Origin of the sequence: Paenibacillus macerans, assembly GCF_050565405.1 — a bacterium.
GTDB classification, from domain to species: domain Bacteria; phylum Bacillota; class Bacilli; order Paenibacillales; family Paenibacillaceae; genus Fontibacillus; species Fontibacillus macerans_B.
The window spans coordinates 1-26,000 of sequence record NZ_JBNYYG010000044.1; the positions used below are offsets into that span (position 1 = coordinate 1).

The following is a 26,000-nucleotide window of genomic DNA, read 5'->3' on the forward strand; positions in this document are numbered from 1 at the left end:
CGGCAGAATGTATATGAAATTTCATACTTAATTGGGCCTCAGGAAGACGGAAGCCGAGAATCTGTATGAAAAATCGAATACAATTTTAACGCCTGGCCGGTACCTTGTAGATTCAATGCAACGCTAGTGCCGTTTCATGTAAAATACCTGCGAAAATACAGTTATTTGAAGCGGGTTCTTTCGAATTAGACGATTTTGGACTAAATACCTGCGCTATTGCAGGTATTTTCTTTTTTGGGTCGTATTGGCCCCGAAAACCTGTATTTTTGCAGTTATTCGCACTTTGCTTGCCTGCCTGCTCCCCTCCCCGTTGAAGCGCAATGGGAACAAGTCGCCGAAAAAGCCCCCGGTCCGAAGACCAGGGGCTGCTTCTATCAGATATCAGCCTTTCACCGCGCCGGCGACGACGCCTTTGACGATGTATTTTTGCAGGAAGATGAACACGATGATCGACGGCAGCACGGCCATGACCATGGCGGTCATTGCATATTGCCAGTCGGAGGTGTATTGCCCGACGAAGGTGTACGCGGCCAGCGTCAGCGTCTTGGTTGCCGGCGAGCCGTTGACCATCAAGAGCGGGAGCAGGAAGTCGTTCCAGATCCACATCACGTCGATGATGATGATCGTCGTGGTCACGGATTTCAGCAGCGGGAAGATCACGCTGAAGAACAGCCGGAAGCCGGAGGCGCCGTCGATCGTGGCGCTTTCGTCGATCTCCTTCGGGATCCCTTTCACGAAGCCGTGGTAGATGAACAAGGCCAGCGGAGCGCCGAAGCCCCAGTATAGAATGCCCAGTCCCCAGGTACTGTCGGAGAGATTGAAGTTTTTCGCCATCTGCAGCACCGTCAGCATGATCGACTGGAACGGAATGAGCATCGGCATGATACACAGAAAATAGATGATCGAGCTGAATTTGGACTTTGTGCGGGCCAGTTTGTACGCGGCGATGGAGGAGATCAGCACGATCCCGGCCAGGCCGAGCACGGTAACGACCGTGTTATTCAGGAACAGCCGCGGGTAGTTGATGAACTCCCAAACGTAGCTGTAGTTTTCGAAAGCGAGTTTCTTAGGCAAAGCGATCACGTCGGTCATGACCTCGGAGAAGCTTTTCAGCGAGTTGATGATGGTCAGGAACAACGGATACAGGAACAGGATCGAGAGCAGCACCATCACGATTTCCAGGGCGATGCCGCCTACATTAGTCTTTTTCATTATGCCTCAACCTCCCTGCGTTTGAAGATGGTGAGCTGGATGACCGTGATAATCAGCACCGCCACGAACAGGATCAGCGCTTTGGCCGTACCGTAGCCGTACAGGTTGTTCTGGAACGTATCGCGGTAGATGTCGTACGCAACGCTGTAGGTGGTTCCGCCGGGACCGCCGCCGGTCAGCGACAGAATCACGTCGAATACTTTGATCGAGTTGGTCAGCGCCATGAACACGGAAATCGTGATCGATGGAGCCAGCAGCGGCAGCGTTACGTTAAAGAATCTGCGGATCGGGCCGGCGCCGTCCACTGTGGCCGCTTCCTTCAAATCGTCCGGAACCGATTGCAAGCCGGCGATGTAGATGACCAAATAGAATCCGATCGACTGCCAGATGGAGACGAACAAGATCGACACGAAGGCCAGTCCGGGTTCGCCGAGCCAGCTTAGATCGAAGATCCCCCACCCCGTGCTTGCTCCCAGCGATTCAAAGCCTTGCATGAAGATGAACTTCCAGATAAAGCCGACGATAACCAAGCTGAGGATGTAAGGAATGAAGAAAGCGGCTCTGAGCCAGTTCGTCGTTTTCAGCTTCATATCGAGCACCAAGGCCAGCAAAATCGCCAGCACGTTGATCAGCACGATATACAGGATGGCATATTTAATCGTAAACCAGGCGGCGTGCGAGAAGTTCGCGTCCCCCATGAAAATCTGTTTGAAGTTGTCGAGCCCGACAAATTTCGGATGCTTGGAAATCCCGTTCCATTTGGTCAGGGAATAGCGAATCGTCATGATGAACGGATAGTAGAAGACTGCGATGATGGAAATCAGAATCGGCAGCGTGAAGACGCCAAACTCCAGTTTCTCGGCCCGTTTTCTCCCTAGTTTTAACATAAAGCACCTCTTTTTCGTTACGATAGTTTAAAATCGGGTGATCTTGCTTCCCTACACACATCACCTTTTTCGGCTATAATGATTATAAATCAGCGGTTTTGCCGCCAAAATGGATTTAAGAAAACAGTTAAGGGTAAAAAGGTGAACTGGCTAAAATCGCCATGTTCATAGAAATGAGGGCATCATGTTCAACCGGATAAAACGCATGTTCATCATGCTTAATGACTGGATATCGCGCAGGCTGGTCAATAAGCTTATTTTGCTGTTTACGACAATAATTATTCTCGTCGTCGGCCTGCTCACCGTCATCTCCTATCAGATGATTCAGCGGGAGTCGGTGAGCCATAGCATCGCCAGTACGACAAATAACCTGAAGCTGGTGAACCAGAAGCTTGAAGATTATTTGAACGGCATCGAGCAGCTGTCCCTGCCGCAAATCCGCTATGAAGAAATCCTGCAGGCGGTCGTCAACGAAGAAACCGATTATTCGTCGAAAATGTACCTAGAGGATTATCTGCGCGAGTTGTTCTATTCCCGCAACGACCTGGAGAGCATTTATCTGTATCTGATCGATCAGCAAAAATATTACTCTATTACGCGTGAGGCCTATAACATTACGGTTCGGGTAAGCTATCAAGAGGGGATTCCCGATCAGCCGTGGTACAAGCAGGCCATGGATAGCCCGCACAACCGATCCTATCAGTCGTTTATCGTACCGGGGGCCAAATCCGGGTACGCCATGAGCGAGGAGCCCAGCTTCATGGGATACCATCGCGTGTTGCGCTCTCTGGTCACCCGCGACCCGAAGGCGGTCGTATCTTTCTATTTGAAGCCGACCGTCAAAGACCAAATTCTGAAGGATATTCCGTTTGAGGACGGCGAACACCTGTTGTACCTTGACCCCGACAACATGCCTTTTCATGCGGACGAGCCCGCATTTTTGCAGCAGGTTCAGCAAGCGCCCTGGTTTTCCCGGCTTGGCGAGGACGCGGCGATGAAGCCGCTCACCTGGACCGGCGAGACAGGGAACAAATATCTCATTGTGTACAACGTCGAGGCAAACGACGGCTGGAAGCTGGTCAAGCCGATGCCCTATAGCAATATTTACGCGGCGGCTACGGCGACGCGGAATTTGGGATATTTGATCGGGCTTGTTTTCCTGCTGATCGCCGTCATTTTGGTAACGCTGATTTCCAATAAAATCACGAGTCCGCTGAAAGACCTGTCCCTACAGATGCGCCGATTCAGCGAAGGCACCTTCGATGCGGAGATTCCGGTAAAAGGCCGCGACGAAATTGCCTACCTGTCCCGGCATTTTAACCGGATGGTGCGGCGGACGAACGACCTGATCAATGAACGTTACAAAATGAAGCTGGTGGAGAAAAGCGCCATCCTGAAAGCGCTGGAGGCGGAGATCAATCCGCATTTTCTCTACAACGCGCTGCAGGCCATCTCGACCAAGGCGCTGAAAAGCGGGGACGACGAGGTGGCCGACATGGTGAATGCGCTGGCCTTAACGCTAAGATATTGCATAAGCGGAAAAGATATCGTAAACGCTAGGGACGAGCTGAGGCACATCGAACATTATTTGGCGCTGCAAAAAGCAAGATTCGGCAGCCGTTTGCAAGTAACGGTCGAGTGGGAAGAATCGCTCAAGGAACTGCAAATTCCCAAGCTGTCCATCCAATCCTTGGTGGAAAATTCCATCAAGCATGGTTTGGAGAAAGTATCGAGCGGCATTGCCATCGTCATTCGCGCGGAACTGGACGCGTCGCACGCCGTGATCTCGGTTCAGGATAACGGCCCCGGCATTTCCCCCGATCGCATGGAGTTAATCGAGCGGTCATTCCTGACTGAATGGGAAGAGCAGGGGACGGAGAACATCGGGCTCAAAAATCTGTACACCCGCCTGAAGCTCCTTTACGGGGAATTCGCCGATCTGGAGATCCGCAGCGATGAGCGCGGTACGGAAATGCGCATGTTGATACCGCGAGGGGGCAGCAGTCATGTATAAAGTGTTGATCATCGACGATGAAGAACCGCTCCGCGAAGCGATTCGGATTTTGGGTAACTGGCAAGGCCTCGAAGTCGACGAGGTGCTGGAGGCGACCGACGGGAAGGCGGGGCTGGCGATGCTGGAGCAGCATAAGCCCGACCTGGTCATGGTCGATATGAAGATGCCCGAGCTGAACGGGGTCGAGTTTTTGAAGATCGTGGAGCAGGAATACCCGGAGCTGCTCACGATCGTCATTAGCGGGTACAATGATTTCGAGTTTACCCGCCAGGCGATTCATGCCAAAGTGGTGGATTATCTGCTGAAGCCGGTCAACCGGCATGACCTGAACAAGGCGCTTCGCAAAGCGATCGATGTGCTGGATGCCAAACGGCAGTTGCAAAGCGAATCCATTACCCGAAATATCGCCTTCAATATGTCCCTGCCGAAGCTCAAAGAAAAAATATACTTATCCATCATCGACCGCGGCTTCAAGAAACAAAGCAACCGGGCGTTCCTGCCGTTGATCGGTGCGGACGATCCCGAGAACCGCTTCGGGGTGCTCGTGCTGCGGATCATGAATATGGAAGCCGTGAGGGACAGCCGGTTCAACCGCGATACGGAGCTGTTGTATTTCGCCGTGGCGAACGTGATCAACGACGTGGCCGGAGACCGCCTGTTATGCTTCAGCTTTGCCAATCCGAAGCAGGAGCGGGAGATCATCGCGGTTTATACGGCACATGGCGGCTACCCGGAAGAGATCGCCTTCCGGGCCGAGAAGCTGATGAGGAAAGTCGTTTCTACGTTAAGCGACTTGTTCGGCGTGCTGGCGGCCGGAGGCATCGGGCATTCCTGCGAGGATGTGCTGGATTTGGCCGCCTCCTACGAGACGGCGGCAACCATGATTCAATCGATCGATCTGCTGAAGCTGAAGGGGAACGCCGTCATCGGGAATGCGGGTATGCTTGCATCCAAGGATACGTTCTCCTTTACCAGCCGAATGCCGATTCTGCGCAGCGCGCTCGAGGCCAGCAATGCGAGCCACGCCAAATCGGTGATGGGCGATTTCGCCAAGAAGATCAAGGCTTCCGAGTCGTTCAGCTTCGGCGCCGCCGAGCGGACGCTGCGGGAAATCGTCGTGCTTTTGAACGATGCGGCATCGGAGCTTGGGGTTCCGGCGGGCAAGCTGCCGCCGTCCGGGGGGGAACGAGCGCTTCATGCGCTGGGATTGCAGGCGGATTACGCGACGTTCGAGCAGTATGAAACGCTGCTGCTGCGGCTGACGGAATATTATAACGAGCAGATCCGCCGTTCGGTAGCGTCCCATCGGCCGTTTAGCGCGGAGGATATCAAGGAGTACATCGATGACCATTATTTTGAAGAGATCAAAATCTCCATGTTCACCGAGAAATATTTTCTAAGCCGCGAATATTTGATGAAGCTGTTTAAGCAGCAGTATGGCTACGGTATTCACGAATATATGCAGAAGGTCCGCATGGACAAGGCCAAAGAGCTGCTCGACGATTCGTCGCTCAAAATTCAGGAGATTTCCGAGATGCTGGGCTATAAGGACAAGAACTACTTCAGCAAAGCGTTCCGGAACTACTATTCCCTGTCGCCGTCCGAATACCGCCTTCAGCAGGAAGGGGGCAAAAAGTGAACTTGCGGGATCACTCCACTTTTTTACCCTTAAATCACCACATAACTGCATTTTTTCGGCGCGGCCTTTTCTTTAGAATAAGGAGCATAGCAGGTAGCAAGTACCGCTAAAGGAAATCAACAACTATAAGAAAGTGGGGGCGTAACGAATGAAAAAGAAAATCCTGGCCCTGTCGTTCAGCCTGGTGCTGATTATGGGTCTACTGTCCGCATGCGGAGGCAACAATAATGCAGCGGATAACGGAGCGAACGGTGCCAACGCAGGCAATGGCGGCGCTGCTAATGATACCAAGCCGGTTACGATCAACATGTTTACGGCTTCGCCGGAATACACCGATGCATTTAACGCCTACATCGAAGAATACAAGAAAGTGAAGCCGAACGTAACGATCAATTTGGAAATCATGCAGGCCGACTATAACACGGTCCTGAAGTCGAGAATCGCGGCAGGCAGCACGCCGGACGTATTCCAAACGACCGCGGGCGGCGATATCGACACCTTTGCCGAATACAGCGCGGATTTGACGAACGAACCGCTTGCAGCCGCCATGACCGACGCCGTTCGCGCCAATATGACTTCCACCGATGGGAAAGTGCTCGGTCTTCCGGTCAAAGGCAACCTGTTCTCCATCATTTACAACAAGAAACTGCTGGAAGAAGCAGGGGTAACGACTTTCCCTAAGACGACGGCCGAATTGGACGACGCCATCGCCAAGCTGGAAGCCAAAGGCATTACGCCGTTTGCCATCGCGTACAAAGAGTGGTGGGTATGGAAACACGTATTCCAGCATTTCGTGAATGCCGCAGCTCAAGATGCCGGCGTGACGACGCAGGAGCTGGTGAACAGCTTTATCGCGGGAGACGTCAAAATCAAGGATTACCCTGTACTTTACAACAACTTCTTCAGCTTCGTCGATACGACGGTGAAACATGGCACCGACAAACCGTTGGAACGCGACAGCAATGCGCAAGTCAGCGACTTTGCATCCGGCAAAGCGGCGATCATGATCGGTAAAGGCGCATGGGACGAAGAAGCGATCAAAAAGATCACGCCGGACATTCAAATCGGCATCGCCGGCTACCCGGTCAGCGACAAAGCGGAACAAGCTACGATCATCACAGGCGCGGACCAAGCCTTGCGCATCAACAAGGACTCCGCCGTCGTGAACGAAACCGTGGAATTCTTCAACTGGCTGTACACTTCGGATTACGGCAAAAACTGGTTCTCCAGCGTAGCGAAGGTTATCCCTCCAATCAAGGACGCTCCGCTTCCGGAATTGGACATGCCGAAGCAAATGAACGAAATCCTGGAATCCGAGCCGTCGGGCGATTTGGCCATCAACTACTCGCTGGATACGTTCCACCAAAAATTCGGCGAAATCATGCAAGCTTACATCGGCGGCAGCAAAACGAAGGATCAAGCCGTGACCGAAATCGAACAATCCTGGGTACAGCTGGGTTCGGCTCAATAAACCATCTAGAATCGATTGTTCTAACGTGATGAACTCAGCACCTCGCGGTGCTGGGTTCATTTTTTTCAAAGACTTGCTAAGGGGGTAACGACGATGTCCCAAAGAATTGAATTCCAGGAAAACGGCCTGCATCTCGTGCTGGAGGTGACGCCGGAGCAGGATGTGCGGCTGCTCCATTTCGGCGCCGAGGCGCTAGAGGAAGGACAAATCGGGGAAGAGCAAAAACCCGGATTTCGATTGATGGAGCTGCAGTTGACCGGGGAGGACCGGGCCGAGTACCACGGCCGGACCCACCGGGCGACTTACCCGGGGCTGCGCCTGGTTTATGCGGGCCATGACGATGTTCGCAACGGGCTGGGGCGCAAGCTGGAGGTCATGCTGCGCGATCCGAAGACCGCGCTGGAGGCCGTGCAGCATGTGCAATTTTATGACGGGGTGCAGACGGTTCGCGCCTGGGTAGAGCTACGCAACGGGGGTTCCGAAGGTTTGGGCGTCGAATATGTATCTTCCTTTGCTTTGACCGGGTTGGATAAGGAAGGCAAGCAGGATCGCGACGAGAAAATGAAGGTGTTCATCCCGCACACCGGATGGCAAAGCGAGCTGCAGTGGCGCTCTTACAGCTTGCCGGAGCTGGGCTTGTCCCACTTGACCGACCGTACCTCCAAACGGGTTTCCTGCAGCAACACGGGCTCTTGGTCGGCCGCCGAGCATATTCCGATGGCGGTGCTGGAGAACCGGGAAACGGGCCGCAGCTTGTTCTGGCAGATTGAGCACAACGGCTCCTGGCATTGGGAGATCATCGACCAGAACGACCACTTGACGCTGCTGATCAGCGGCCCGACCGAGCATGACAATCACTGGTGGGTATCGCTCGAGCCCGGCGAAACGTTCGTCAGCGTGCCGGTTGCGGTCGGGGCGGTATCCGGGGGCTTCGAGGCAGCGATCGGGCAACTGACCGCCTATCGCCGCCGAATTCGCCGGCCGAATGCGGATAATCGGGATCTGCGGATCATTTTCAACGACTACATGAATTGCCTCTGGGGCTCTCCGACGACGGAAAAGCTGCTGCCGCTGATCGATGCGGCCGCGGAGACGGGCTGCGAATACTTCTGCATCGATGCCGGCTGGTACGCGCCGGGCGAATGGTGGGACGGCGTGGGCGAGTGGCTGCCGTCGCCGGAGCGTTTCCCCGAGGGCATCAAATTCGTGCTCGATTACATCCGCGGCAAAGGCATGGTGCCTGGGCTGTGGCTGGAGCTGGAGGTCATGGGCATCAATAGCCCGAAGCTGGCGGAAACCGACGACGGCTGGTTTTTCATGCGGCATGGCAAACGGGTCATGGACCGCAGCCGCTATCAGCTCGATTACCGGAACCCGCAGGTGGTCGCCCATGCCGATGAGGTGATCCGCCGTCTGGTGGAAGACTATGGAGTAGGCTACATCAAGATGGATTACAACATCAACGCCGGCATCGGAACGGAAACGGATGCGGACAGCTTCGGGGACGGTTTGCTTCAGCATAACCGTGCCTACCTTTCGTGGCTGGACGGTATTTTCGCCCGCTATCCGGAACTGGTGATCGAGAACTGTTCCAGCGGCGGGATGCGCATGGATTACGCCATGCTGAGCCGGCATAGCATCCAATCGACCAGCGACCAGGAGAACTACGTGAACTATGCGGCGATCGCCGCCGCGTCCCCGTCGGCGCTGACGCCGGAGCAATCGGCCATCTGGTCGTATCCGCTGCGGGAAGGCGATGACGAGGAGGTCGTCTTCAACATGGTCAACGCGCTGCTGCTGCGGGTGCACCAGAGCGGCCACCTGGCCGAACTGAGCCCGCGCCGGCGGGAGCTCGTAAAAGAAGCGCTGGATTACTACAAGACGATACGCAAGGACATTCCCAAGGCGTTGCCGTTCTGGCCGCTGGGCCTACCGAAGCAGCAGGACGACTGGATCAGCCTGGGCCTGCGGCGCGCCGATGGCGACGCGATCTACCTGGCCGTCTGGCGGACCGGCGGAGACGCTTTGTCGCATGTGCTGCCGCTCCCGGCGCTGCAAGGAGAGACGCTTGCGATCCGCTGCGCCTATCCGCAGGGCTTCGACGGCGAGCATGCCTGGGATCGCGCGTCCGGCGAGCTTACCGTCACGCTGCCTGCGGCGAAGTCCGCCCGATTGTTTGAAATTCGCCGCAAACAGTAACGCGTTCGTATAGGGAGGACAACCCGCATCTGCTGCATCCCCGCAGCGGTTGCGGGTCTTTTCTTTAGAAAAGCATGTTTCGGACGGGCTGAGGCGATGATAAAGACAGTGGCGGACCTTCTCAAAAAGGCTTGGATGCTGCGATTAACAAGAAACCAAATGGTGTCATATAATGAATTTTGTTAGGAAACCTTTTGGTTTCATAAAAGGAAGCAGCAGTAGTAGAATTGATCGAAGAGAGGAACAGGAAGATGGATCAAAACAATATAACGGGCAAGCTGTCGGATATTCGGCATACGATTTTGTTGAATGCCCCGGTATCCCGGGTATGGGATGCGGTAGCCACCTCGGAGGGGATTGCGGCCTGGTTTATGCCGAATAATTTCCAACCCATCGATGGGTATGAGTTCACCTTGAATGCCGGGCCGTTCGGCGAATCCCCGTGCAAGGTCACGTTGCTGGATCCGCCTCGCCGGTTATCGTTCAACTGGGGAAAGGACTGGACGCTGACGTTCGAGTTGGAGGAGAAGGGCGGCCAGACCGAATTCACGCTCATCCACGGCGGATGGACTGTCGATCAAGTCACCGAATTCGGCGAAACGCATGAGCTAGTCCGCGACCGGATGGATGAAGGCTGGGCCGGTCTGGTCGGGAAGCTCGCCGACTACGTCGGAGTCTAGGCCATGTCGGCTGCCTCCGCGAAGCATGACGTCTTCCAGGCGATCGCCGATCCGACGCGGCGGGAACTGCTGCAACTGCTCGGCGACCGGGAGCTGCCGCTGAAGGAGATCAGCGGCCGGTTCCCGATGAGCCGCACGGCCGTCTCCAAGCATCTGCGCGTGTTGGCGGAAGCCGGCCTCGTGCAGGAGCGGAGAGTCGGCCGGGAAACGCGCTACCGCCTGGACGCCGACCCGCTGCTCCAATTGAAACGCTGGCTCGATTATTACGAGCGTTTCTGGGAGAACAAGCTGTCCATGCTCAAGCATTACGTCGAAACCGAACCGGGCACGGAACCGGAGGGGCTCCGCCCCGTCCCGGCTCCGCCGTCCGGCGGCAAAGAAAGATCCCCGGGCCAATAATGGCTGGGGACTCTTTTTGCGCTGTTTGGGCTTTATAAGTTTCCTGAGCTTGACCGGCTTTTCCAACTCATAGGGCGAGAATGTTGTATTTTCTACAATATTTTTAAGAAATGTTTGCTGGATGTGGAGTTATTATTGCATTTTGTGCAACTTACCTGGAGCAGCTTGCCCATTTTACTTGGTCGCCGATTCGCCGTTCAATTGTCGATTCGTCCCTCGGATGGCTTTTGCCCTGCCCCGTTCTGGTATATAATGGGTGTGGACTTTGTAGGCTTCATGCATCCCGGTACGCTTAAACGAACGGGTCCAAACAGCACTCATCCTACCAAAACGTTGAGGAGGTTGTAGTCATGAAGTACGTTAGTTTGGGAAGAACCGGATTGAAGGTCAGCCGTCTATGTTTGGGCACGATGAATTTCGGACCGACGACGGAGGAGAAGGAAGCGTTCAAAATCATGGATGCGGCGATCGACGCCGGCGTGAATTTTTTTGACACGGCCAACGTGTATGGCGGAACGCCGCACCGCGGCTGGACCGAGGAGATCATCGGCCGTTGGTTCGCGCAGGGCGGCGGACGGAGAGAGAAGGTCGTGCTGGCGACGAAGGTTTACGGCGGCATGGGCGACCCGGCGGTAGACCCCAATGGCGGAGCCGGCCTGTCGGCTTTTAAAATCCGCCGCCATCTGGAAGATTCGCTGCGGCGGCTTGGCACCGATCATATCGAACTGTACCAAATGCATCATGTCGACCGGAACGTGACTTGGGACGAACTGTGGAATGCATTTGACGTTGCGCGGCAGCAAGGCAAAATCGGTTATGTCGGCTCAAGCAACTTCGCCGGCAGAGATTTGGTCAAGGCACAATATGAGGCGAAAGCGCACGGAACGCTCGGACTCGTGTCCGAGCAGCATAAATACAGCCTCCTCTGCCGCTTGCCGGAGCTGGAGGTGTTGCCGGCGGCCGAGGATTTGGGGCTGGGCGTCATCCCGTGGAGCCCGCTAGACGGCGGCGTGCTCGGCGGCAACCTGAACCCGCAGCCGGGATCCAGAACGGCCAAACAGGCCGAGCGCGTCGAGAAATTGCGCCCGCAACTGGAACGGTTCGGCAAGCTGTGCAAGGAGTTGGGAGAATCGGAGGCCACGGTGGCCTTGGCCTGGACGCTGGCCCATCCGGCGGTAACCGCTCCGATCATCGGACCGCGTACGCTGCAGCAGTTCGAAGAATCGCTGCGGGTGGTCGAGGTCGAGCTGAACGAGGAGACCCTTAAGGCGATCGACGAGATCTTCCCGGGTCCGGGCGGGGACGCGCCTAAAGCGTACGCCTGGTAAGACATTAGGCGGCACGATCGCGGCCACACTAAACTTCGCAACCCAGAGCAGCCGACCGCGCAGCATCGGCTGCTCTCTTTTCTATACTAACCCTATGGAGGTAGACGATGATTCGATACGTACGCGGCACGGAAGCGGCCACGGAAACGCTGTACTCCGCTTTTCAACGCGGTTTTGCGGATTATATGATTCAGTTCAAGTTGACGGAAGCGGAATTTGCGAACCGGTTTTTCGGACCGGAAGGAAATCAAAGAACATCTTCCTTCGTCGCGATCGATGAGGATGAACCCGTGGGGATGGTATTGGGCGGCATCAAGGACTATGAATCGATCAAAACGATGCGCTGCGGAGCCCTGGCCGTCAGCCCGGAGTACCGAGGGAAGGGCGTAAGCGCAAAGCTGATGGATCTGCATCGGGAGGAAGCGCTCCTCGCCGGATGCAAGCAGCTGTTTCTTGAGGTGATCGCCGGAAACGACAGAGCGATTTCTTTTTACCGCAAACGGGGGTATCGCCAAACGTATGACGTCTTTTTCTATACGTTAGCCGAAGCTGCCCGGCTGGAGCGGCCGGCAGAGGTCCCCGAGGGAGGCGCGGTTGCCCGCATCGGTTTCGATGAATTTGCCGGGATCGTCTCCCCTTGGAAATACTTCCACGTCAACTGGCAAAACGACCTGGAATATCAGCAGCTCAGCCCGTCCAACGCCTATTTCGGATTCCGCCTGAACGGCGAGCCGGCCGGAGCGCTCAGCATCACCCCTTTCGGAAAAATCAACATGCTGATCGTCGGCAACCGCCATCGCGGAAAAGGCATCTCCACCCAAATGCTGGCGACTGCCCGCGACGAGCTGGGCATCGCCAAATTTACCGCATCGGCCCCGAATAATGCGCTGCTGGAAGGCTTTTTGGAGCGGAACGGATTTGTCCGGGACGAACTGAGCCTGCATGAAATGGTTCAAAGGCTGTAACGCGGCTTGGGTTGACATCGAACTTGGTTATCGTATATCATCGTGTAGACCGATTGGTCTAATCCTACAAGGAGGTGCAGGATCGCATGCCCAACCCAAACCCAACCCGGCAGCTGCTCATCGAAACGACGGCCAAACTGTTGCAGAACCAAGGTTATAACGCGACGGGATTGAATCAAATCACCCAAATCAGCGGGGCTCCAAAAGGGTCGCTATATTACCATTTCCCCGAGGGCAAAGAACAGCTCGCTTGCGAAGCCGTCGGTTATACGAAAAATGTGACGCTGGCTAGCTTGCGTTCGGTGTTGGACGCTTCGCCCGATGCGGTCTTGGCCGTGCAGGATCTGCTTACCTCGATCGCTGACAATTATGACCGGGAGGATGCGGACCTGGGCGTTCCGATCGGCATCATCGCCCACGAAACGGCGCGCAACAACGAGAATATCCGCCAGGCTTGCTGCGGCGTGTATAACGCGTGGACGTCCGAGTTCGAGAAGAAGTTTATCGCCGGCGGCTATGCGCCCGAGGAAGCAGCGGACCTGGCCGTCGTCATCAACGGAATCGTGGAGGGCTCGATCATCATGTGCCTGACCCGGAAGGACAGCGGACCGCTGCGCACGGCAGCCAAGCTGATCCCGCGTTTGTTTCCCTCTTGAGGGAACGTTAGGCACGGGTGGCGTCTTTTTTTCAAACGAAAGTATGAGGAAGACGGGTCGGAAGGCCTCTTTGCCGGCATATACTTAAAATTTTATATATAGAATGGTCTAATTAGGGGTGGCGCAACTCAAACCCCAAGGCAGGCCCTGGTTCGAAATTCATGCCTGAAGGCTTGCCTTGTTCATATATAGCGAAAATAGAGAAGAGAAACAACTAATCAGGAGTCTGGAGGTACCTTACCATGAATACGGCAACATTAACCGCGGCCCAAGGGGCCGGCGTAGAAGGGATCAGGCGCCTTCCGATCACGATCGCTTTGGTCATCGGCGCGTTTGTGTCCATTTTAAACGAAACTTTGCTTAATGTAGCCTATACCGACTTGATGCAAGAGCTAAGAGTGGGAGCTTCGACGATACAATGGCTATCTACTTCATACATGCTGGTGATCGGGATTCTCGTACCGATTACGGCCCTGTTGATCCAATGGTTTACGACGAGACAGATGTTTTTATCGGCCATGATTTTGTTTTTAATCGGTACCGCGGTTTGCGGGCTGGCTCCTTCCTTCGCCGTACTGCTGGTCGGCCGGGTCATTCAGGCGATCGGCACAGGGTTGCTGCTGCCGGTGATGATGAATACGATTCTGACCATCTATCCCCCGGATAAAAGAGGGGCCGCCATGGGTACGATCGGCCTGGTGATCATGTTTGGCCCGGCGATCGGACCCACGCTTTCCGGCTTGATCCTCGATGCTTTGGATTGGCGCTGGTTGTTTTTTCTGGTCGTACCGCTTGCGGCCTTCTCCATCTTCTTCGGCGCGATGTATTTGCGGAACGTATCCGAAATCACCAGACCGAAGGTTGACCTGGTGTCGATCCTGCTGTCTTCCGTCGGCTTCGGCGGCATCGTTTATGGCTTCAGCCACGCGGGCGAAGGGGAAGGGTGGTCCAGCCCGGTCGTCTACACCTGCCTGATTGTCGGGTTCATCGCTTTGGCTTTGTTCGTTTGGCGGCAGCTCAAGGTATCCGAGCCTACGTTGGATGTCCGCGTGTTTAAATTCCCCATGTTCACGTTGTCCGCGGCGTTATTGATGGCCATGATGATGACGCTGTTCTCCACGCTGATCATCCTGCCGATGTATTTGCAGGGGGCGTTGCTGCTTACGCCGTTCGTGGCTGGCCTCGTGTTGCTCCCGGGCGGCGTCATCAACGGGTTGATGTCGCCGGTCGCGGGGAGACTGTTCGACAAATTCGGCCCGCGGGCCTTGATCACCCCCGGGCTGCTGATCATTATCGTCACGCTTTGGTTCATGCGCGGGTTGGAGACGACGACGCCTACCGGCACGGTGATCGGGCTGCATATCGCGCTGCTCGTCGGGATCTCCCTCGTGATGATGCCGGGGCAAACGACGGGGCTTAACCAGCTGCCGCGCCACCTGTACCCGCACGGCACGGCGATCATGAATACGCTGCAGCAGGTGTCCGGCGCCATCGGGACCGCGTTGTTCATCAGCATTTTCTCACATGGCCAGTCGCGTTATCTGACCGGTTCGGCCAACCCGCAGGACCCGGCCGAGCTTGGGCATGCGCTGGTAGCCGGCCTGCAGAACGCGTTTACGATCTCAACGTTCGTCGGCGTAGTCGCGCTGCTCATCGGGTTGTTCCTGCGCCGTACCCAGGCGCCGGTCGAGGTTCAGGAAGCTGAGGGCATGCATGAATTCAAGCCGGAGGTCAAACCGGAAGCGTAACGCTCCCGAATTGCTGAAATGCGCGAAGAATAGGAAGACGGGAGAAGGAATCAGGGGGAGCACGATCGTGCTCCCCCTTTGGCATGCCGCGGAAACACGAACGGTAATTGTGAACATTTTCAAAGAATTACGCGAAATGAGTTGAACCCCGCTCGGCAAGAGACGATGATAGCAGATGGAGCTTTTCGCATTCCATGCAAAAGGGGGAACCTGCGTTGACATCCAGCGTGATCGGCGTGCTGCTGGCGCAGATCGGTACGCCGTCCGAGCCGACGGCGCGGTCCGTTCGGCCGTATTTGCGCCGTTTTCTATCCGACCGGCGCGTCATCGATTATTCGCCGCTGCTGTGGCAGCCGCTGCTGCACGGCATCATTCTGTCCGTGCGCCCCCGGCGGTCAGCCAAGCTCTACCGAAGCATCTGGGGCGAGGAGGGTTCGCCTCTGCTTGCCCATTCACTTCGCCAGCAGGCCGGTCTGCAAGAGCGGCTTGGAGGCAAGTACAAGATAGAGCTGGGCCTTGCCTACGGCGAACCGGACATTCGCCAGGCGATGGGTCGCCTGGAAGCGGCGGGAGCGGAACGCATCCTCGTGCTGCCCTTATTCCCGCAGTATTCTTCAACGACGACTGCTTCCATGTACGATGCGGCCAGCTTTGCCGCCCTCGGCAAAAGCCGGCTGAACGGCCCCGCCGGGAAGCGCTTCGTCCCGGCGCTGCGGTTGACGGGCGCGTTTTTCGATCATCCCGGCTATATCGGCGCGATGCGGGCGCATCTGTCCGAGCAGCTGCGGCGCCTGCCCCAACCGCCGGACCGCTTCCTGCTCAGCTTTCATGGCATCCCGCAGCGCTACGCCGATACCGGCGATCCTTATCCGGAGCAATGCAGGGCAACCGCCCGGGTATTGGCCGAAGCGATGGGGTGGCCGGAGGCTGAATGGTCGGTTGCTTTCCAATCCCGCTTCGGACCGGAGTCCTGGATCGGTCCCTCCACGGAGGAAACGCTGCGCTCCTTCGCCGAAAGCGGGGCGAAACGGCCGTTTGTGTTCGCGCCCGGCTTTGCCGCGGACTGCCTGGAGACGTTGTACGAGCTTGGGATCGAAGCCCGCCACGGCTTTGCCCGGAACGGCGGTGCCGCCGAAAGCTTCACGCTCGCGCCTTGCTTGAACGATCATCCCGAATGGCTGAATTTTCTGGCCGATTTCGTCCGGGAGAACGCCCGGGGCTGGGACGGAGAACGGTAAACGGTCAACGCAGGGACTGGATAAATCTTGGTTTTATTGGACCTTACGGGAAAGGCGCGTTCCTGGAATGGCCATACTAACAGCAAGGGTGTACATAAGGAAGGGGTATGTCTTATTATGGAACGTTTCTTCAAATTGAAAGAACAGGGTACAACCGTCAAAACGGAGCTGCTCGCCGGACTGACCACGTTTTTGGCGATGGCTTACATTCTGGTGGTCAATCCCGCGGTGCTGAGCGCCGCCGGCGTTCCGTTCGACCAGGTGTTTATGGCCACGGTAATCGCGGCGGTGACCGGCACGCTGTTCATGGCGCTGTTCGCCGGACATCCGATCGCCATCGCCCCGGGGATGGGGCTGAATGCGTACTTTACGAGCGTGGTCGCGACGACCGGCTTGTCTTACCAGACCGTGCTCGGCACGGTGTTTTTTGCCGGGGTGCTGTTCCTGCTGCTCAGCTTGACCAAGCTGCGGGAGGCGTTGATCCGGGCGATTCCCGACTCGCTTAAATTCGGCATCACCGCGGGGATCGGCCTGTTCATCGCGTTCCTCGGCCTGAAAATGTCCGGGATCGTCGTGGCCAACCCCGACAATTTGGTCACCTTCGGCGATTTGCACCGCTCGGTGACGCTGCTGACCCTCTTCGGCGTATTCGTGACGCTGGTGCTGATGGCCCGCCGAATTCCCGGCGCGCTGTTCATCGGCATGGCGCTGACCGCGATCCTCGGCTATTTCACCGGCCAACTGAAAATTACCGGCGTCGTATCGACGCCGCCGGCGCCCGTCTTCTTCGACCTGGATTTGGCCGGGGTATTCAGCCAGGGACTGTATACCACCGTGTTTGCGTTCCTGCTCGTGACGCTGTTCGACACGACGGGCACGCTCATCGGCGTCGCCGAGCAGACCGGCGCGATGAAGCACGGCGAGCTCCCGCGGGCCAAAGCCGCCCTGCTTGCCGACGCGACGGCGACCACGGTCGGCTCGATGTTCGGGACGAGCCCGACGACCGCCTTCATCGAATCGACGACCGGCGTGGCTGCGGGCGGCCGCACCGGGCTGACTTCGCTGGTCGTGGCTGTCCTGTTCCTGCTGTCGATGTTCATCTCGCCGCTGGTCGGCTCGATCTCCGGGCTACCGGCGATCACGGCCCCGGCGCTGATCATCGTAGGCTGTTTCATGATGGAGGGGCTGGCGCGGATTCAATGGAAGTCGTTCGACGAAGCGTTTCCGGCCTTCGCCATCCTGTTGATGATGCCGCTCACGGCGAGCATCGCCACGGGAATTGCCGTCGGCTTCATCACCTATCCCGTGATGAAGCTGGTCAGCGGCAAAGGGCGCGAGGTTCATCCGCTGCTGTACATTTTCGGCGTTATCTTCGTCATTCAGCTGGCGTTTTTCCCGGCGCATTAATAGTGAAGAAGATTTTGTAACCCGTTTTAACCTCGGTGAGACCCTTTTCGCGCCGGTCCGTCATATAATGAAGCCGGGAAGCATATTTTTAAGTCTGAATGCTTAATTGTGCTGACATGGAAAGGCGGACCTGACATGAAAAATTGGTTTGTGGCGGTACTTCCTCTATTGTTGATCGTCGTGGTTCCCTCGTTCGACGCCTCTGCGCCGGAGAAAGCATCGTTGCTGCAGCAAGCGGCCGTAACGAAAACCGCGGCAGCGGGGTTGGCTGCCGTGAGGGAGCCGGAAACCGTAACCGTGTATCTGAACAAGGTTCATTTCGGGCCGAATGGCGCCACTTTGACCGGCGACCCGATAGATTGGTATGAAGGGAAGCAGGCGGCGGCCGTTTTTGCCGAGCGTGAACCCGATTCGGGGCTCGACGGCCCTCCGGACGATTATTACATCGTGAACGACGAGGAGAAACAGGTCGGCTATGCGGTAGCCCCGGATGCCGAAGTGCTGATGCAGATTTATGACCGAACCGGGCGGCTGGAGGATATCGGCGTGAACTGGAACGAGGCCGTGACCTTGCAAAACTTCAGCAAGTTGTTTCAGGATACGGACCTGATCGATCTCAGCCAATTTCCGTATCATTTAACCATAGAGGGCGGGCAAGTGACTCGAATCGTGCAGCAATATGTTCCGTAACCCGCCGCAAGAATGAAGCTCAAAGAGTCGGAGGGCGCTCCGGCTCTTTATGTTTTGCCGCCGCTGAAGTTAATGGGACTCTGGCATAAAAACGTCTAGCACATTCTCACAATTGTAGTATAATATTTCTTTAGATATAGTTCTTTATACCTAATATTTTCCAATAAGGACGATCTATGGCTAACTGAAAGCGAAAAGGTGGTAGCAATGCGAATGGATGCCAATCTGCTTCATCAGAAAAACGTTTGGATGCTAAGGCTGCTTGCGAGCTTTTTTGCCATTGCCAGTATTTCCCATATACTCTTCGCCCGAAATATAACTATCGAGCAGCCGATGCTGGGTATCGCTATGCTGGTAGTATTGTACGGCTTTGTCGAAAGCCGGCGTTGGCCGCGTTTCACAATGATGCTTACCATTGTCATGCTGTGCATTTATTTGAGCACGATCGTGGTGACGGATTTGACCGTAATCAGCTATATCTTTTTGGGTCTGCTGCCGCTCCTTAGCCTATTCTATCAAAATTACGCCGCCATAGCTTTGGCGGGAGTTCTCTATACCGTGTCGGGACTGTATTTCTTTTTGGCCTACGGGCAAACGATCTTCGCCGGCGTGGCCAATCGTTCCGACGCCGGATATTTTCTGGTCTACGGCTTGTTTATTCTATCGTTTTGCTTGATCTATACCTTAACGACGATAAGGTTGTCCCAACGCGTCGAGTATAGCGAACAGCGGTTAAGCGATATACTTGAAAGCGTCTCGGTAGGAATTTGGACGTATGACTTCAGTTCCATGAAAATGGTGGTATCCGAAGGCTTTGAAAGGCTAACCGGTTATCCGGGCCGACTGCTTGAGGATGACGTAACCCGCCTGTTCGACTTCATTCATCCGGAGGATCATCAGTTCCTCCAGGAAGTGCAACAGGAGTTGATTTTTGGAAGGACAAGCTCGGTGAAGGAATGCCGGATCATTCGGCCGGACGGCGAAATCAAATGGATTCAAAACCGGGGGCGGCCTTACTTCAACTCGCTGGGTCATCTGGTACGTCTGGAAGGGGTCATCATTGAAATCACCGAGCGGAAGCAGTTGGAGGAGTCGTTTCAACATCTGGCATACCATGACGAATTGACCGGGCTGCCGAACCGGACGCAGTTTGCCGAGACATTCGCCGATTACGCTGCCCGTGGGAACACATCCCTGGCATTGATGTTTCTCGATTTGGACAACTTTAAGGAAGTGAACGATACTCTTGGCCACGAGGCCGGGGATTATTTGCTGCGGCATATTGCCGGTCGGCTTTCCTCTTTGGTGCGAGGTCATGACATGGTATGCCGTTTGGGCGGAGATGAATTTGTCATCCTGCTCGTCGGGTTGTCGGAGGATGAAGTGATGAAGGTCGCGGAGCGTATTCGGGCCAGCCTGACCGAAGGCTTCGACTTTAAAGGGAAGTGGATAGCGATTTCCGCCAGCATCGGGATCAGTATGTCGCCGGACGGCAACGACAGTCTGGAGGAAATGCTTCGTTTGGCTGACGCGACCATGTACGACGTTAAGCGGGGCGGCGGCAGCCCCCTGCGGTTCTCTGGGGAAAGGAGCATGCCGCTGCACAGCTAAGTTACGATTTATCGCTCTTGTTCTCTCTCCGTTCGTAATACAAGGCGCCCAGCCATTGGCTGGCGGCGAACAGCACGACCATGCCGAGGATAACCAAAAAGCGGTTATCCCCTTTGCGGAGCAGCATTTGCAGGAGGAACAAGGCAACGGCCACCTCGGTCCACATGAGCCCCCGCTTGCGCAAGGCCTTCAAATCGTAGGCCCCGGAATTCATCTTTCGCAGATTCCAGACTGCCACGACGCATAAAACAAGGAAAAAAATCAATGACCCGATCAGGTCTTCCCGGGAGAACATAGTCAATATGCGAACCTCTCTTCAATCGCTTAGTAGTACAACTCATATAGCATTGTAGCGTACGCCGGCCGGGGCTGCAAACCGCCGGCCGAATCAGGCCCGGTGCAACAAGGCGGCAGGGCCGTCCCAATCCTGCAGGAATAAGGCGAAGTCGCGGCTCGGCAGCGGTTTGCTGAATAAGTAGCCCTGGAATTCATCGCACTGCAGATCGGTTAAATATTTCAGCTCGTCCGGCGACTCGATGCCTTCGGCCACGACCTTCAGCTCCATATGATGACCCAGCTCGATAACCGCCCGAACGATGGACGATTTCCTGCTGTCGCCGGTCAGCCCTTGAATGAAGGAGCGGTCCAGCTTCATCTCGCTGATGGGCAGGCGCTCCAGCTGGCTCAGCGATGAATATCCCGTTCCGAAATCGTCCATGGAGATATGGATCCCCATCGTCCGTAAATCCGCCATGATTTGTACGCCGTACTCCACGTTTTTGATCAGCGAGCCTTCGGTGATTTCCAGCACGACGTATTTCGCATCCAGTCCGGTATCCTCCAGCGCGCGGGTAACCATCGGGATCAAGCTGCCCTGGTAGAAATGCCGGGCAGAGATATTGACCGCGACAGGGAATGCGGGCAACCCCTCGCGCTGCCATGCCCGGTTCTGCCGACAGGCCTCGCGCAGCACCCATTCGTCGATATCGAGAATGATGCCGGTATTCTCCGCCAGCGGGATGAATCTGGCCGGGGAGACCAGGCCGTATTCCGGATGAATCCAGCGGACCAGCGCTTCGGCGCCGATGACCCTGCCGGTCGCCCGATCGACTTTCGGCTGGTAATGCACGGTGAATTGCCTTTCCTTCAGCGCGTTTTTCAACTCGTTCTCCAGCTGCATTTCCTCGGTCCGCTGATTTTCAATCAAGCTGTCGTAGAAATGATACCTCCCGTCCCCCTGTTCCTTAGCCACATACATCGCGATGTCGGCGTTTCGCATGACCCGGTCCATATCGTTGCCGTCGAAGGGGAATACGCTGATGCCGAGGCTCAGCGAGATATACAGCATGCGGCCGCCGACCTCGAAGGGCGCGTCCAACGCTCCGCATATGGCCTGCGCGGTCCGCTGCACGTCGGCGATGTCTTCGTAGTGAAGCACGAACAGAAATTCGTCGCCGCTGATCCGGAATACCTTGCACTGCTCGGAGACCAGGGCGGAGAACCGCTCTCCCGCCTGCTGCAGCAGCCGGTCGCCGGCCCGATGCCCCAGGGTATCGTTCACTTGCTTGAACCGGTTCAAATCGCCGAACAGCACGGCGAAGGGGGCGGCCTGCTTCGGATTGTCCAGGCCCAGCGAGCGGGTGTATTCAGCGAAATGCAGCCGGTTCGGCAGACCGGTCAGACCGTCGTAATAGGCGAGATGGTGCAGCTTCTGTTCGGATATCTGCAGTTGGGCCGTCTGCTCTATGAGCATTTGGTTGTTTTTCGCCGAATCCTGGAATACATGCAGCAGATGAGCCGACACATTGCGAAAATTGTCGATCAGCATACGGATTTCGAGAATCCGGCTATTCGGCCACTTCGCGTGCTGCTCGTTCGGCAGCTTCCCGGACAGTTCATGGGTCATGGCGGCCAGATCGGCCAGGCCCAGCAGACGGCGGTTCAACCATTGCCCGATCGCGGTGGCGAAGACGGCCAACAGCAACAGATACGCCAGCGGCAACGCCGGGTTGGGATAGGGAGCTTCGCGCTGCATTTGCGAGACGGCGAGATAGGACAGAAACGGCAAGGCGGCCGCCGCAAAGATGATATGAAAAATCACTTTGCCGAAGGACAGCAAATCCGGTTCCTCCGAGGTGTTCTTGGCTTCCGCCACGTTTGGCTTGAACCATTTCCTGGGCGCGTAGCTCCACAGCATATCCGCGCAAATGGCGTTGAACAAGCCGTTAAATACGCTGACGATCACCGTTACACGCAAATTTCCCGCCGGCGAAATCGCGCCGTACTGCTGCCCGAGGTACAGGAAGGGAAGTCCCAACAGCAGCCAAAAGGCGCCGTCCGCCTGAATCAGGCTGCCGCGTTTCATCCGGCGTTGGGCCAAGCCGACCGTCAACAGCTCCAGCAACGCTAAAACGTCCAGCCACGAGCCGCCCGAAGGCAGCGCCGACAAGGCATATACGGCACAAGCCGCACCAAAGCCGAGCGGAAGCCCAAAAGCCTGAATCAGAAGCAGCAGGATCATATTGGCCAAGGCCAGCGAATATCCGCTCGGCAGGTCGAACGCGAAAGTCGCGCCAGCCCAGGCTAGCGCCGATCCGGTCAAATAGAGCAGGGACCTGCAGGCGCGGGGATATCTCCTCAACAGCATCCGTTTACATCCTCCCATGCGAAAAATCATCGATCGAAAAAGGAGATATAGTGCAAAGTTCCTATTTTTCTGTCTACACGTTGTTCTACAAGACGACAGCATTTTCCTTCATCGCCCGCCGAACTCCTCGTCCGCCGCGTAGAAAAAAAGCGAATCCGACTTTCTTCGAATCTGTCAAGGACATATCCAACTGCAGGTATTTAAAAAGTAAGATACTCTGATTTTAAGAAATGGCGCGAGTCGAGAATCCAATCGATTCCGGGCCATTCGGACTAGACAACAAAGAGGATGATGGAGAGTGGCTATCACCAAATTTCTCAAGCTCGTGGAGATCCAGACGAAGGCGGCCAGCATGATTCCGCTGCTGTTCGGGACGATTTATGCAGTATACCGGTTCCATACCTTTCAGGCTTGGCACTTCGCGTTGATGCTGATTTCCCTGCTTAGCTTCGATATGGCAACGACGGCGATCAACAACTACTTTGATTATAAAAAAGCGGCCCGCAAGCATGGCTACGGCTATGAAACGCATAACGCCATCGTTAAATACAACATGAATCCCGCGGCCGTGCTGGTATTGATTATCCTGCTGCTGCTGATCGCGGTCTCGGCGGGCGTCCTGCTGTTCCTGCAGACCGGATGGTTGCTGCTGGTGCTCGGGGGACTGTCGTTTGCCGTCGGGATTTTATATTCCTTCGGGCCGATCCCGATTTCGCGGATGCCGCTCGGAGAAATTTTCTCCGGTTTGTTTATGGGATTTGTTATTATATTTGTATCGGCCTATGTTCATGCGGGCGACAAGCTGGCAGCGCTGACGGCGCAGGGCGGAACGGTCATGCTTCAGCTTCAACTGACCGAGGTGCTGTTGATCTTCCTGATCTCGGTTCCGGCGATCCTCGGCATCGCGAACATCATGCTCGCGAACAATATTTGCGATATGGAAGAGGATATCGAGAACAAGCGTTACACGCTGCCGGTTTACATCGGCAAAGGGCCGGCGCTCGTCCTGTTCAAGTGGATGTATTACGCGGCGTACGCGGATTTGATCGTGCTGGCCATTCTCAAGGTAAACCCGCTTATCCTGCTGCTCGTTCTCGGCACGGTCATTCCGGTGGGAAAAAACATCAAGCGGTTTACCGCCCAACCGACGAAGCAGTTCACGTTCGGTTTGGCGGTGCAAAATTTCATGCTGACCAATGTGGCGCGGATCGCCGCGCTGGGCATCGCCGCCATCCTGACGGTTTAGTTGCGGCTATCGATGCGGCGGGCCGGCGAGCGTCCGACGAACCGGCGGCATGGCGAACGTGGAGGCGGATCACGATTATGGACAAGATTCGGTTTGGCATTATCGGCGGCGGCTGGCGCGCGGAATTTTATTTGCGCATCGCCCGGGCGCTCCCGGAGCGGTTTGAGGTAAGCGAAATCATGATCAGAGATGAAGCAAAAGGCCGGGAGGCCTCCCGAATCTGGGGGGTCCCGGCCGTTTCGCGGTTGGACGAGGTTGTGGCGCGGCGCGATTTCGACTTTGTCGTGCTCTCCCTGCCGCGCGCCGTGACGCCGGACTATCTCGTCCGGCTGGCCGCCGAGGGGATTCCCGTTTTGACGGAGACGCCTCCGGCGGCCGATTTGGACGGGCTGCTGCGGCTATACGCGGCGGTTGGTCCGGCGGCCCTGATCCAGGTGGCTGAACAGTTCCTGTTCCAGCCGATGCATGCGGCCCGTCTGGCGGTCGTTCGCTCCGGGCTGCTCGGCGAGGTATCGCACGTACAGGTATCGGCGGGGCACGGCTACCACGGCATCAGCCTGATCCGACAGCTTCTCGGCATCGGATTCGAAGAAGCGGAGATCCGCGGGGAACGGATCGTCTCCCCGCTCGTCCAGGGGCCGGGCCGAAACGGCTGGCCGGCGGAGGAAGCGATGGCGTCCTCGTCCCAGGACATCGCGTTGCTCCGGTTCAACGATCGTACGGCGCTGTTCGATTTTACCTACGATCAGTACTTTTCCCCGATCCGTCGGCATCGCGTGCTCGTGCGCGGGACTCGGGGCGAAATCGAAGGGACGGAGCTCCGCTATCTTCGCGATTTCCGCACGCCGGTCGAGGTGCAGCTACGGAGAGTGGATGCCGGCCATGACGGCAGCCTGCAGGGATATTATCACGAAGGCGTGTTGGCCGGCTCCGAATGGGTGTACGAGAATCCGTTCCGGCCGGGTCGGCTCAGCGACGAGGAAATCGCCATCGCGACCGGCCTGGAGCGGATGGGCCGGTATGTGCAGGACGGCCCCTCCTTCTACAGCCTGGCGGAGGCGTCGCAGGACCAATACCTGTCGTTCAAGCTAAGCGAGGCGGCGGAAAGCGGCCAAACGGTGCGGACCGTGCGCCAGCCTTGGGCGGAAGACCTTACGGCGGAATAACGGGATAGGCGGTTGCGCCATTAGTTCGGATTTGGGCTGTCGGTTCGATGCGATAACCGGCGTTTGGCCGTCCGCTCCGCATCCCAGCGGAAGGTGGCCGCGGCCAGGACGAGGTCACAGCGCGGCGAAGCCGCCGAGGACCGCCAAGGGGGTCCAGATCTCTCGGGAGACGCCGCCCGGCGCGACCGCGTCACCCATCGCTTGCACGAAATAGTGAAACGGCTGGATTCGTCCGATGAATCTTACCCAGTCGGGAGCGTTGTGCAGGCCGTAAAACGCTTCGCTGGTGAACAGCATCGGGAAGCTGATCAGATTGGATATCATGTTGACGTTGCTTTCGTCCCGCGATAGGTTGGCGGCGATAAACCCGATCGACGTGAAGCAGGCCGAGCCGATCAGCAGGGTTAGCGCGATCATGAGCAGGCTTTGCAGACTGAGGCTGACGCCTAACAACAGCACGCCTGCGGCGATGATGCAGCCGCTGACGATCAGCGCCAGCACGGTGCGCGAGCCGGTCATCGCCAGAATGAACTTGGCGGTGGAGAAGGGAGTGGCCCGCAGCAGCTTATACACGCCGCGATTGCGTTGCGCCATCACCTGGAAGGCCGTCACCATGGCGGCGCCGAACAGGACGTTCATCGTCAGCACGCCGGCCAGCAGCCGCTCCGAATATCCCGGACTGTCCAGGTAGAGCCCCAACCCGATCAGCATGGCAAGCGGAAACATAATCGTCCAAAACAGGGTGTGCACATCCCGTACGATCCCCGTCAACATCGTTTTGAAAATCGTAAACATAA

At 56.4% G+C, this 26,000-nt stretch carries 21 protein-coding genes; 16 read left to right on the forward strand and 5 right to left on the reverse strand.

Annotated elements, in window-relative coordinates; all coding sequences use genetic code 11:
• Positions 1 to 381 precede the first annotated feature (381 nt).
• On the reverse strand, positions 382 to 1,212 hold the full coding sequence (locus ACQ4N8_RS20685) for a carbohydrate ABC transporter permease (RefSeq protein WP_430706241.1): 831 nt from the start codon (positions 1,210 to 1,212) through the stop codon (positions 382 to 384).
• The gene (locus ACQ4N8_RS20690) at positions 1,212 to 2,099 is read right to left on the reverse strand and encodes a carbohydrate ABC transporter permease (protein WP_430706242.1); all 888 of its coding nucleotides are present in this window, start codon (positions 2,097 to 2,099) and stop codon (positions 1,212 to 1,214) included. Before ACQ4N8_RS20690 ends, ACQ4N8_RS20685 begins: the two co-directional genes overlap by 1 nt.
• A 184-nt stretch (positions 2,100 to 2,283) precedes the next feature.
• Here ACQ4N8_RS20690 and ACQ4N8_RS20695 point away from each other — a divergent pair, with 184 nt between their 5' ends.
• The 14 genes from ACQ4N8_RS20695 (at position 2,284) to ACQ4N8_RS20760 (ending at position 20,144) form a co-directional block, all read left to right on the forward strand.
• Positions 2,284 to 4,113 carry a cache domain-containing sensor histidine kinase gene (locus tag ACQ4N8_RS20695; RefSeq protein WP_430706243.1) on the forward strand — a complete coding sequence of 610 codons (1,830 nt, stop codon included), beginning with the start codon at positions 2,284 to 2,286 and terminating at the stop codon, positions 4,111 to 4,113.
• Positions 4,106 to 5,752 carry a response regulator transcription factor gene (locus ACQ4N8_RS20700; protein ID WP_430706244.1) on the forward strand — a complete coding sequence of 549 codons (1,647 nt, stop codon included), beginning with the start codon at positions 4,106 to 4,108 and terminating at the stop codon, positions 5,750 to 5,752. The genes ACQ4N8_RS20695 and ACQ4N8_RS20700 overlap by 8 nt, the downstream gene beginning before the upstream one ends.
• Before the next feature lie 148 nt (positions 5,753 to 5,900).
• A complete protein-coding gene (locus tag ACQ4N8_RS20705; RefSeq protein WP_430706245.1) occupies positions 5,901 to 7,223 on the forward strand; it encodes an ABC transporter substrate-binding protein in 1,323 nt (440 codons plus the stop codon).
• Between the two features lie 93 nt (positions 7,224 to 7,316).
• The gene (locus tag ACQ4N8_RS20710) at positions 7,317 to 9,422 is read left to right on the forward strand and encodes a glycoside hydrolase family 36 protein (protein ID WP_430706246.1); all 2,106 of its coding nucleotides are present in this window, start codon (positions 7,317 to 7,319) and stop codon (positions 9,420 to 9,422) included.
• 251 nt (positions 9,423 to 9,673) lie between these two features.
• Entirely contained in the window at positions 9,674 to 10,102 is a 429-nt protein-coding gene (locus ACQ4N8_RS20715) for an SRPBCC family protein (protein ID WP_430706247.1), read from the forward strand.
• Positions 10,103 to 10,105: 3 nt separating this feature from the next.
• On the forward strand, positions 10,106 to 10,501 hold the full coding sequence (locus tag ACQ4N8_RS20720) for an ArsR/SmtB family transcription factor (protein ID WP_430706248.1): 396 nt from the start codon (positions 10,106 to 10,108) through the stop codon (positions 10,499 to 10,501).
• 350 nt (positions 10,502 to 10,851) lie between these two features.
• Positions 10,852 to 11,829 (forward strand): aldo/keto reductase, encoded by a 978-nt coding sequence (locus ACQ4N8_RS20725; RefSeq protein WP_430706249.1) that lies wholly within the window; start codon positions 10,852 to 10,854, stop codon positions 11,827 to 11,829.
• 107 nt (positions 11,830 to 11,936) lie between these two features.
• Positions 11,937 to 12,794 (forward strand): GNAT family N-acetyltransferase, encoded by an 858-nt coding sequence (locus ACQ4N8_RS20730; protein ID WP_430706250.1) that lies wholly within the window; start codon positions 11,937 to 11,939, stop codon positions 12,792 to 12,794.
• Positions 12,795 to 12,880: 86 nt separating this feature from the next.
• Positions 12,881 to 13,450, forward strand: coding sequence for a TetR/AcrR family transcriptional regulator (locus ACQ4N8_RS20735; RefSeq protein WP_430706251.1), 570 nt, complete (start codon positions 12,881 to 12,883; stop codon positions 13,448 to 13,450).
• Between the two features lie 242 nt (positions 13,451 to 13,692).
• The gene (locus ACQ4N8_RS20740) at positions 13,693 to 15,198 is read left to right on the forward strand and encodes an MDR family MFS transporter (RefSeq protein ID WP_430706252.1); all 1,506 of its coding nucleotides are present in this window, start codon (positions 13,693 to 13,695) and stop codon (positions 15,196 to 15,198) included.
• A 215-nt stretch (positions 15,199 to 15,413) separates the two neighbouring features.
• The gene (gene hemH, locus ACQ4N8_RS20745; protein ID WP_430706253.1) at positions 15,414 to 16,436 is read left to right on the forward strand and encodes a ferrochelatase; all 1,023 of its coding nucleotides are present in this window, start codon (positions 15,414 to 15,416) and stop codon (positions 16,434 to 16,436) included.
• Between the two features lie 117 nt (positions 16,437 to 16,553).
• Positions 16,554 to 17,843, forward strand: coding sequence for an NCS2 family permease (locus ACQ4N8_RS20750; RefSeq protein WP_430706254.1), 1,290 nt, complete (start codon positions 16,554 to 16,556; stop codon positions 17,841 to 17,843).
• 135 nt (positions 17,844 to 17,978) lie between these two features.
• Positions 17,979 to 18,533 (forward strand): hypothetical protein, encoded by a 555-nt coding sequence (locus ACQ4N8_RS20755; RefSeq protein WP_430706255.1) that lies wholly within the window; start codon positions 17,979 to 17,981, stop codon positions 18,531 to 18,533.
• A gap of 213 nt (positions 18,534 to 18,746) precedes the next feature.
• Positions 18,747 to 20,144 carry a diguanylate cyclase gene (locus tag ACQ4N8_RS20760; protein ID WP_430706256.1) on the forward strand — a complete coding sequence of 466 codons (1,398 nt, stop codon included), beginning with the start codon at positions 18,747 to 18,749 and terminating at the stop codon, positions 20,142 to 20,144.
• A 1-nt stretch (position 20,145) separates the two neighbouring features.
• Here the strand turns inward: ACQ4N8_RS20760 and ACQ4N8_RS20765 are convergent, their stop codons facing one another.
• Together ACQ4N8_RS20765 and ACQ4N8_RS20770 are read right to left on the reverse strand one after the other, a co-directional pair.
• Entirely contained in the window at positions 20,146 to 20,445 is a 300-nt protein-coding gene (locus ACQ4N8_RS20765; protein WP_430706257.1) for a hypothetical protein, read from the reverse strand.
• Between the two features lie 87 nt (positions 20,446 to 20,532).
• Positions 20,533 to 22,791 (reverse strand): putative bifunctional diguanylate cyclase/phosphodiesterase, encoded by a 2,259-nt coding sequence (locus ACQ4N8_RS20770; protein ID WP_430706258.1) that lies wholly within the window; start codon positions 22,789 to 22,791, stop codon positions 20,533 to 20,535.
• A 298-nt stretch (positions 22,792 to 23,089) separates the two neighbouring features.
• Here ACQ4N8_RS20770 and ACQ4N8_RS20775 point away from each other — a divergent pair, with 298 nt between their 5' ends.
• Both ACQ4N8_RS20775 and ACQ4N8_RS20780 read left to right on the forward strand, forming a co-directional pair.
• Positions 23,090 to 24,037, forward strand: coding sequence for a 1,4-dihydroxy-2-naphthoate polyprenyltransferase (locus ACQ4N8_RS20775; protein ID WP_430706259.1), 948 nt, complete (start codon positions 23,090 to 23,092; stop codon positions 24,035 to 24,037).
• 77 nt (positions 24,038 to 24,114) lie between these two features.
• Complete coding sequence (locus ACQ4N8_RS20780; protein WP_430706260.1) at positions 24,115 to 25,203, forward strand: Gfo/Idh/MocA family protein; 1,089 nt, start codon at positions 24,115 to 24,117, stop codon at positions 25,201 to 25,203.
• A 114-nt stretch (positions 25,204 to 25,317) separates the two neighbouring features.
• Here the strand turns inward: ACQ4N8_RS20780 and ACQ4N8_RS20785 are convergent, their stop codons facing one another.
• A complete protein-coding gene (locus tag ACQ4N8_RS20785; protein WP_430706261.1) occupies positions 25,318 to 25,998 on the reverse strand; it encodes an ABC transporter permease in 681 nt (226 codons plus the stop codon).
• Between the last annotated feature and the right edge of the window lie 2 nt (positions 25,999 to 26,000).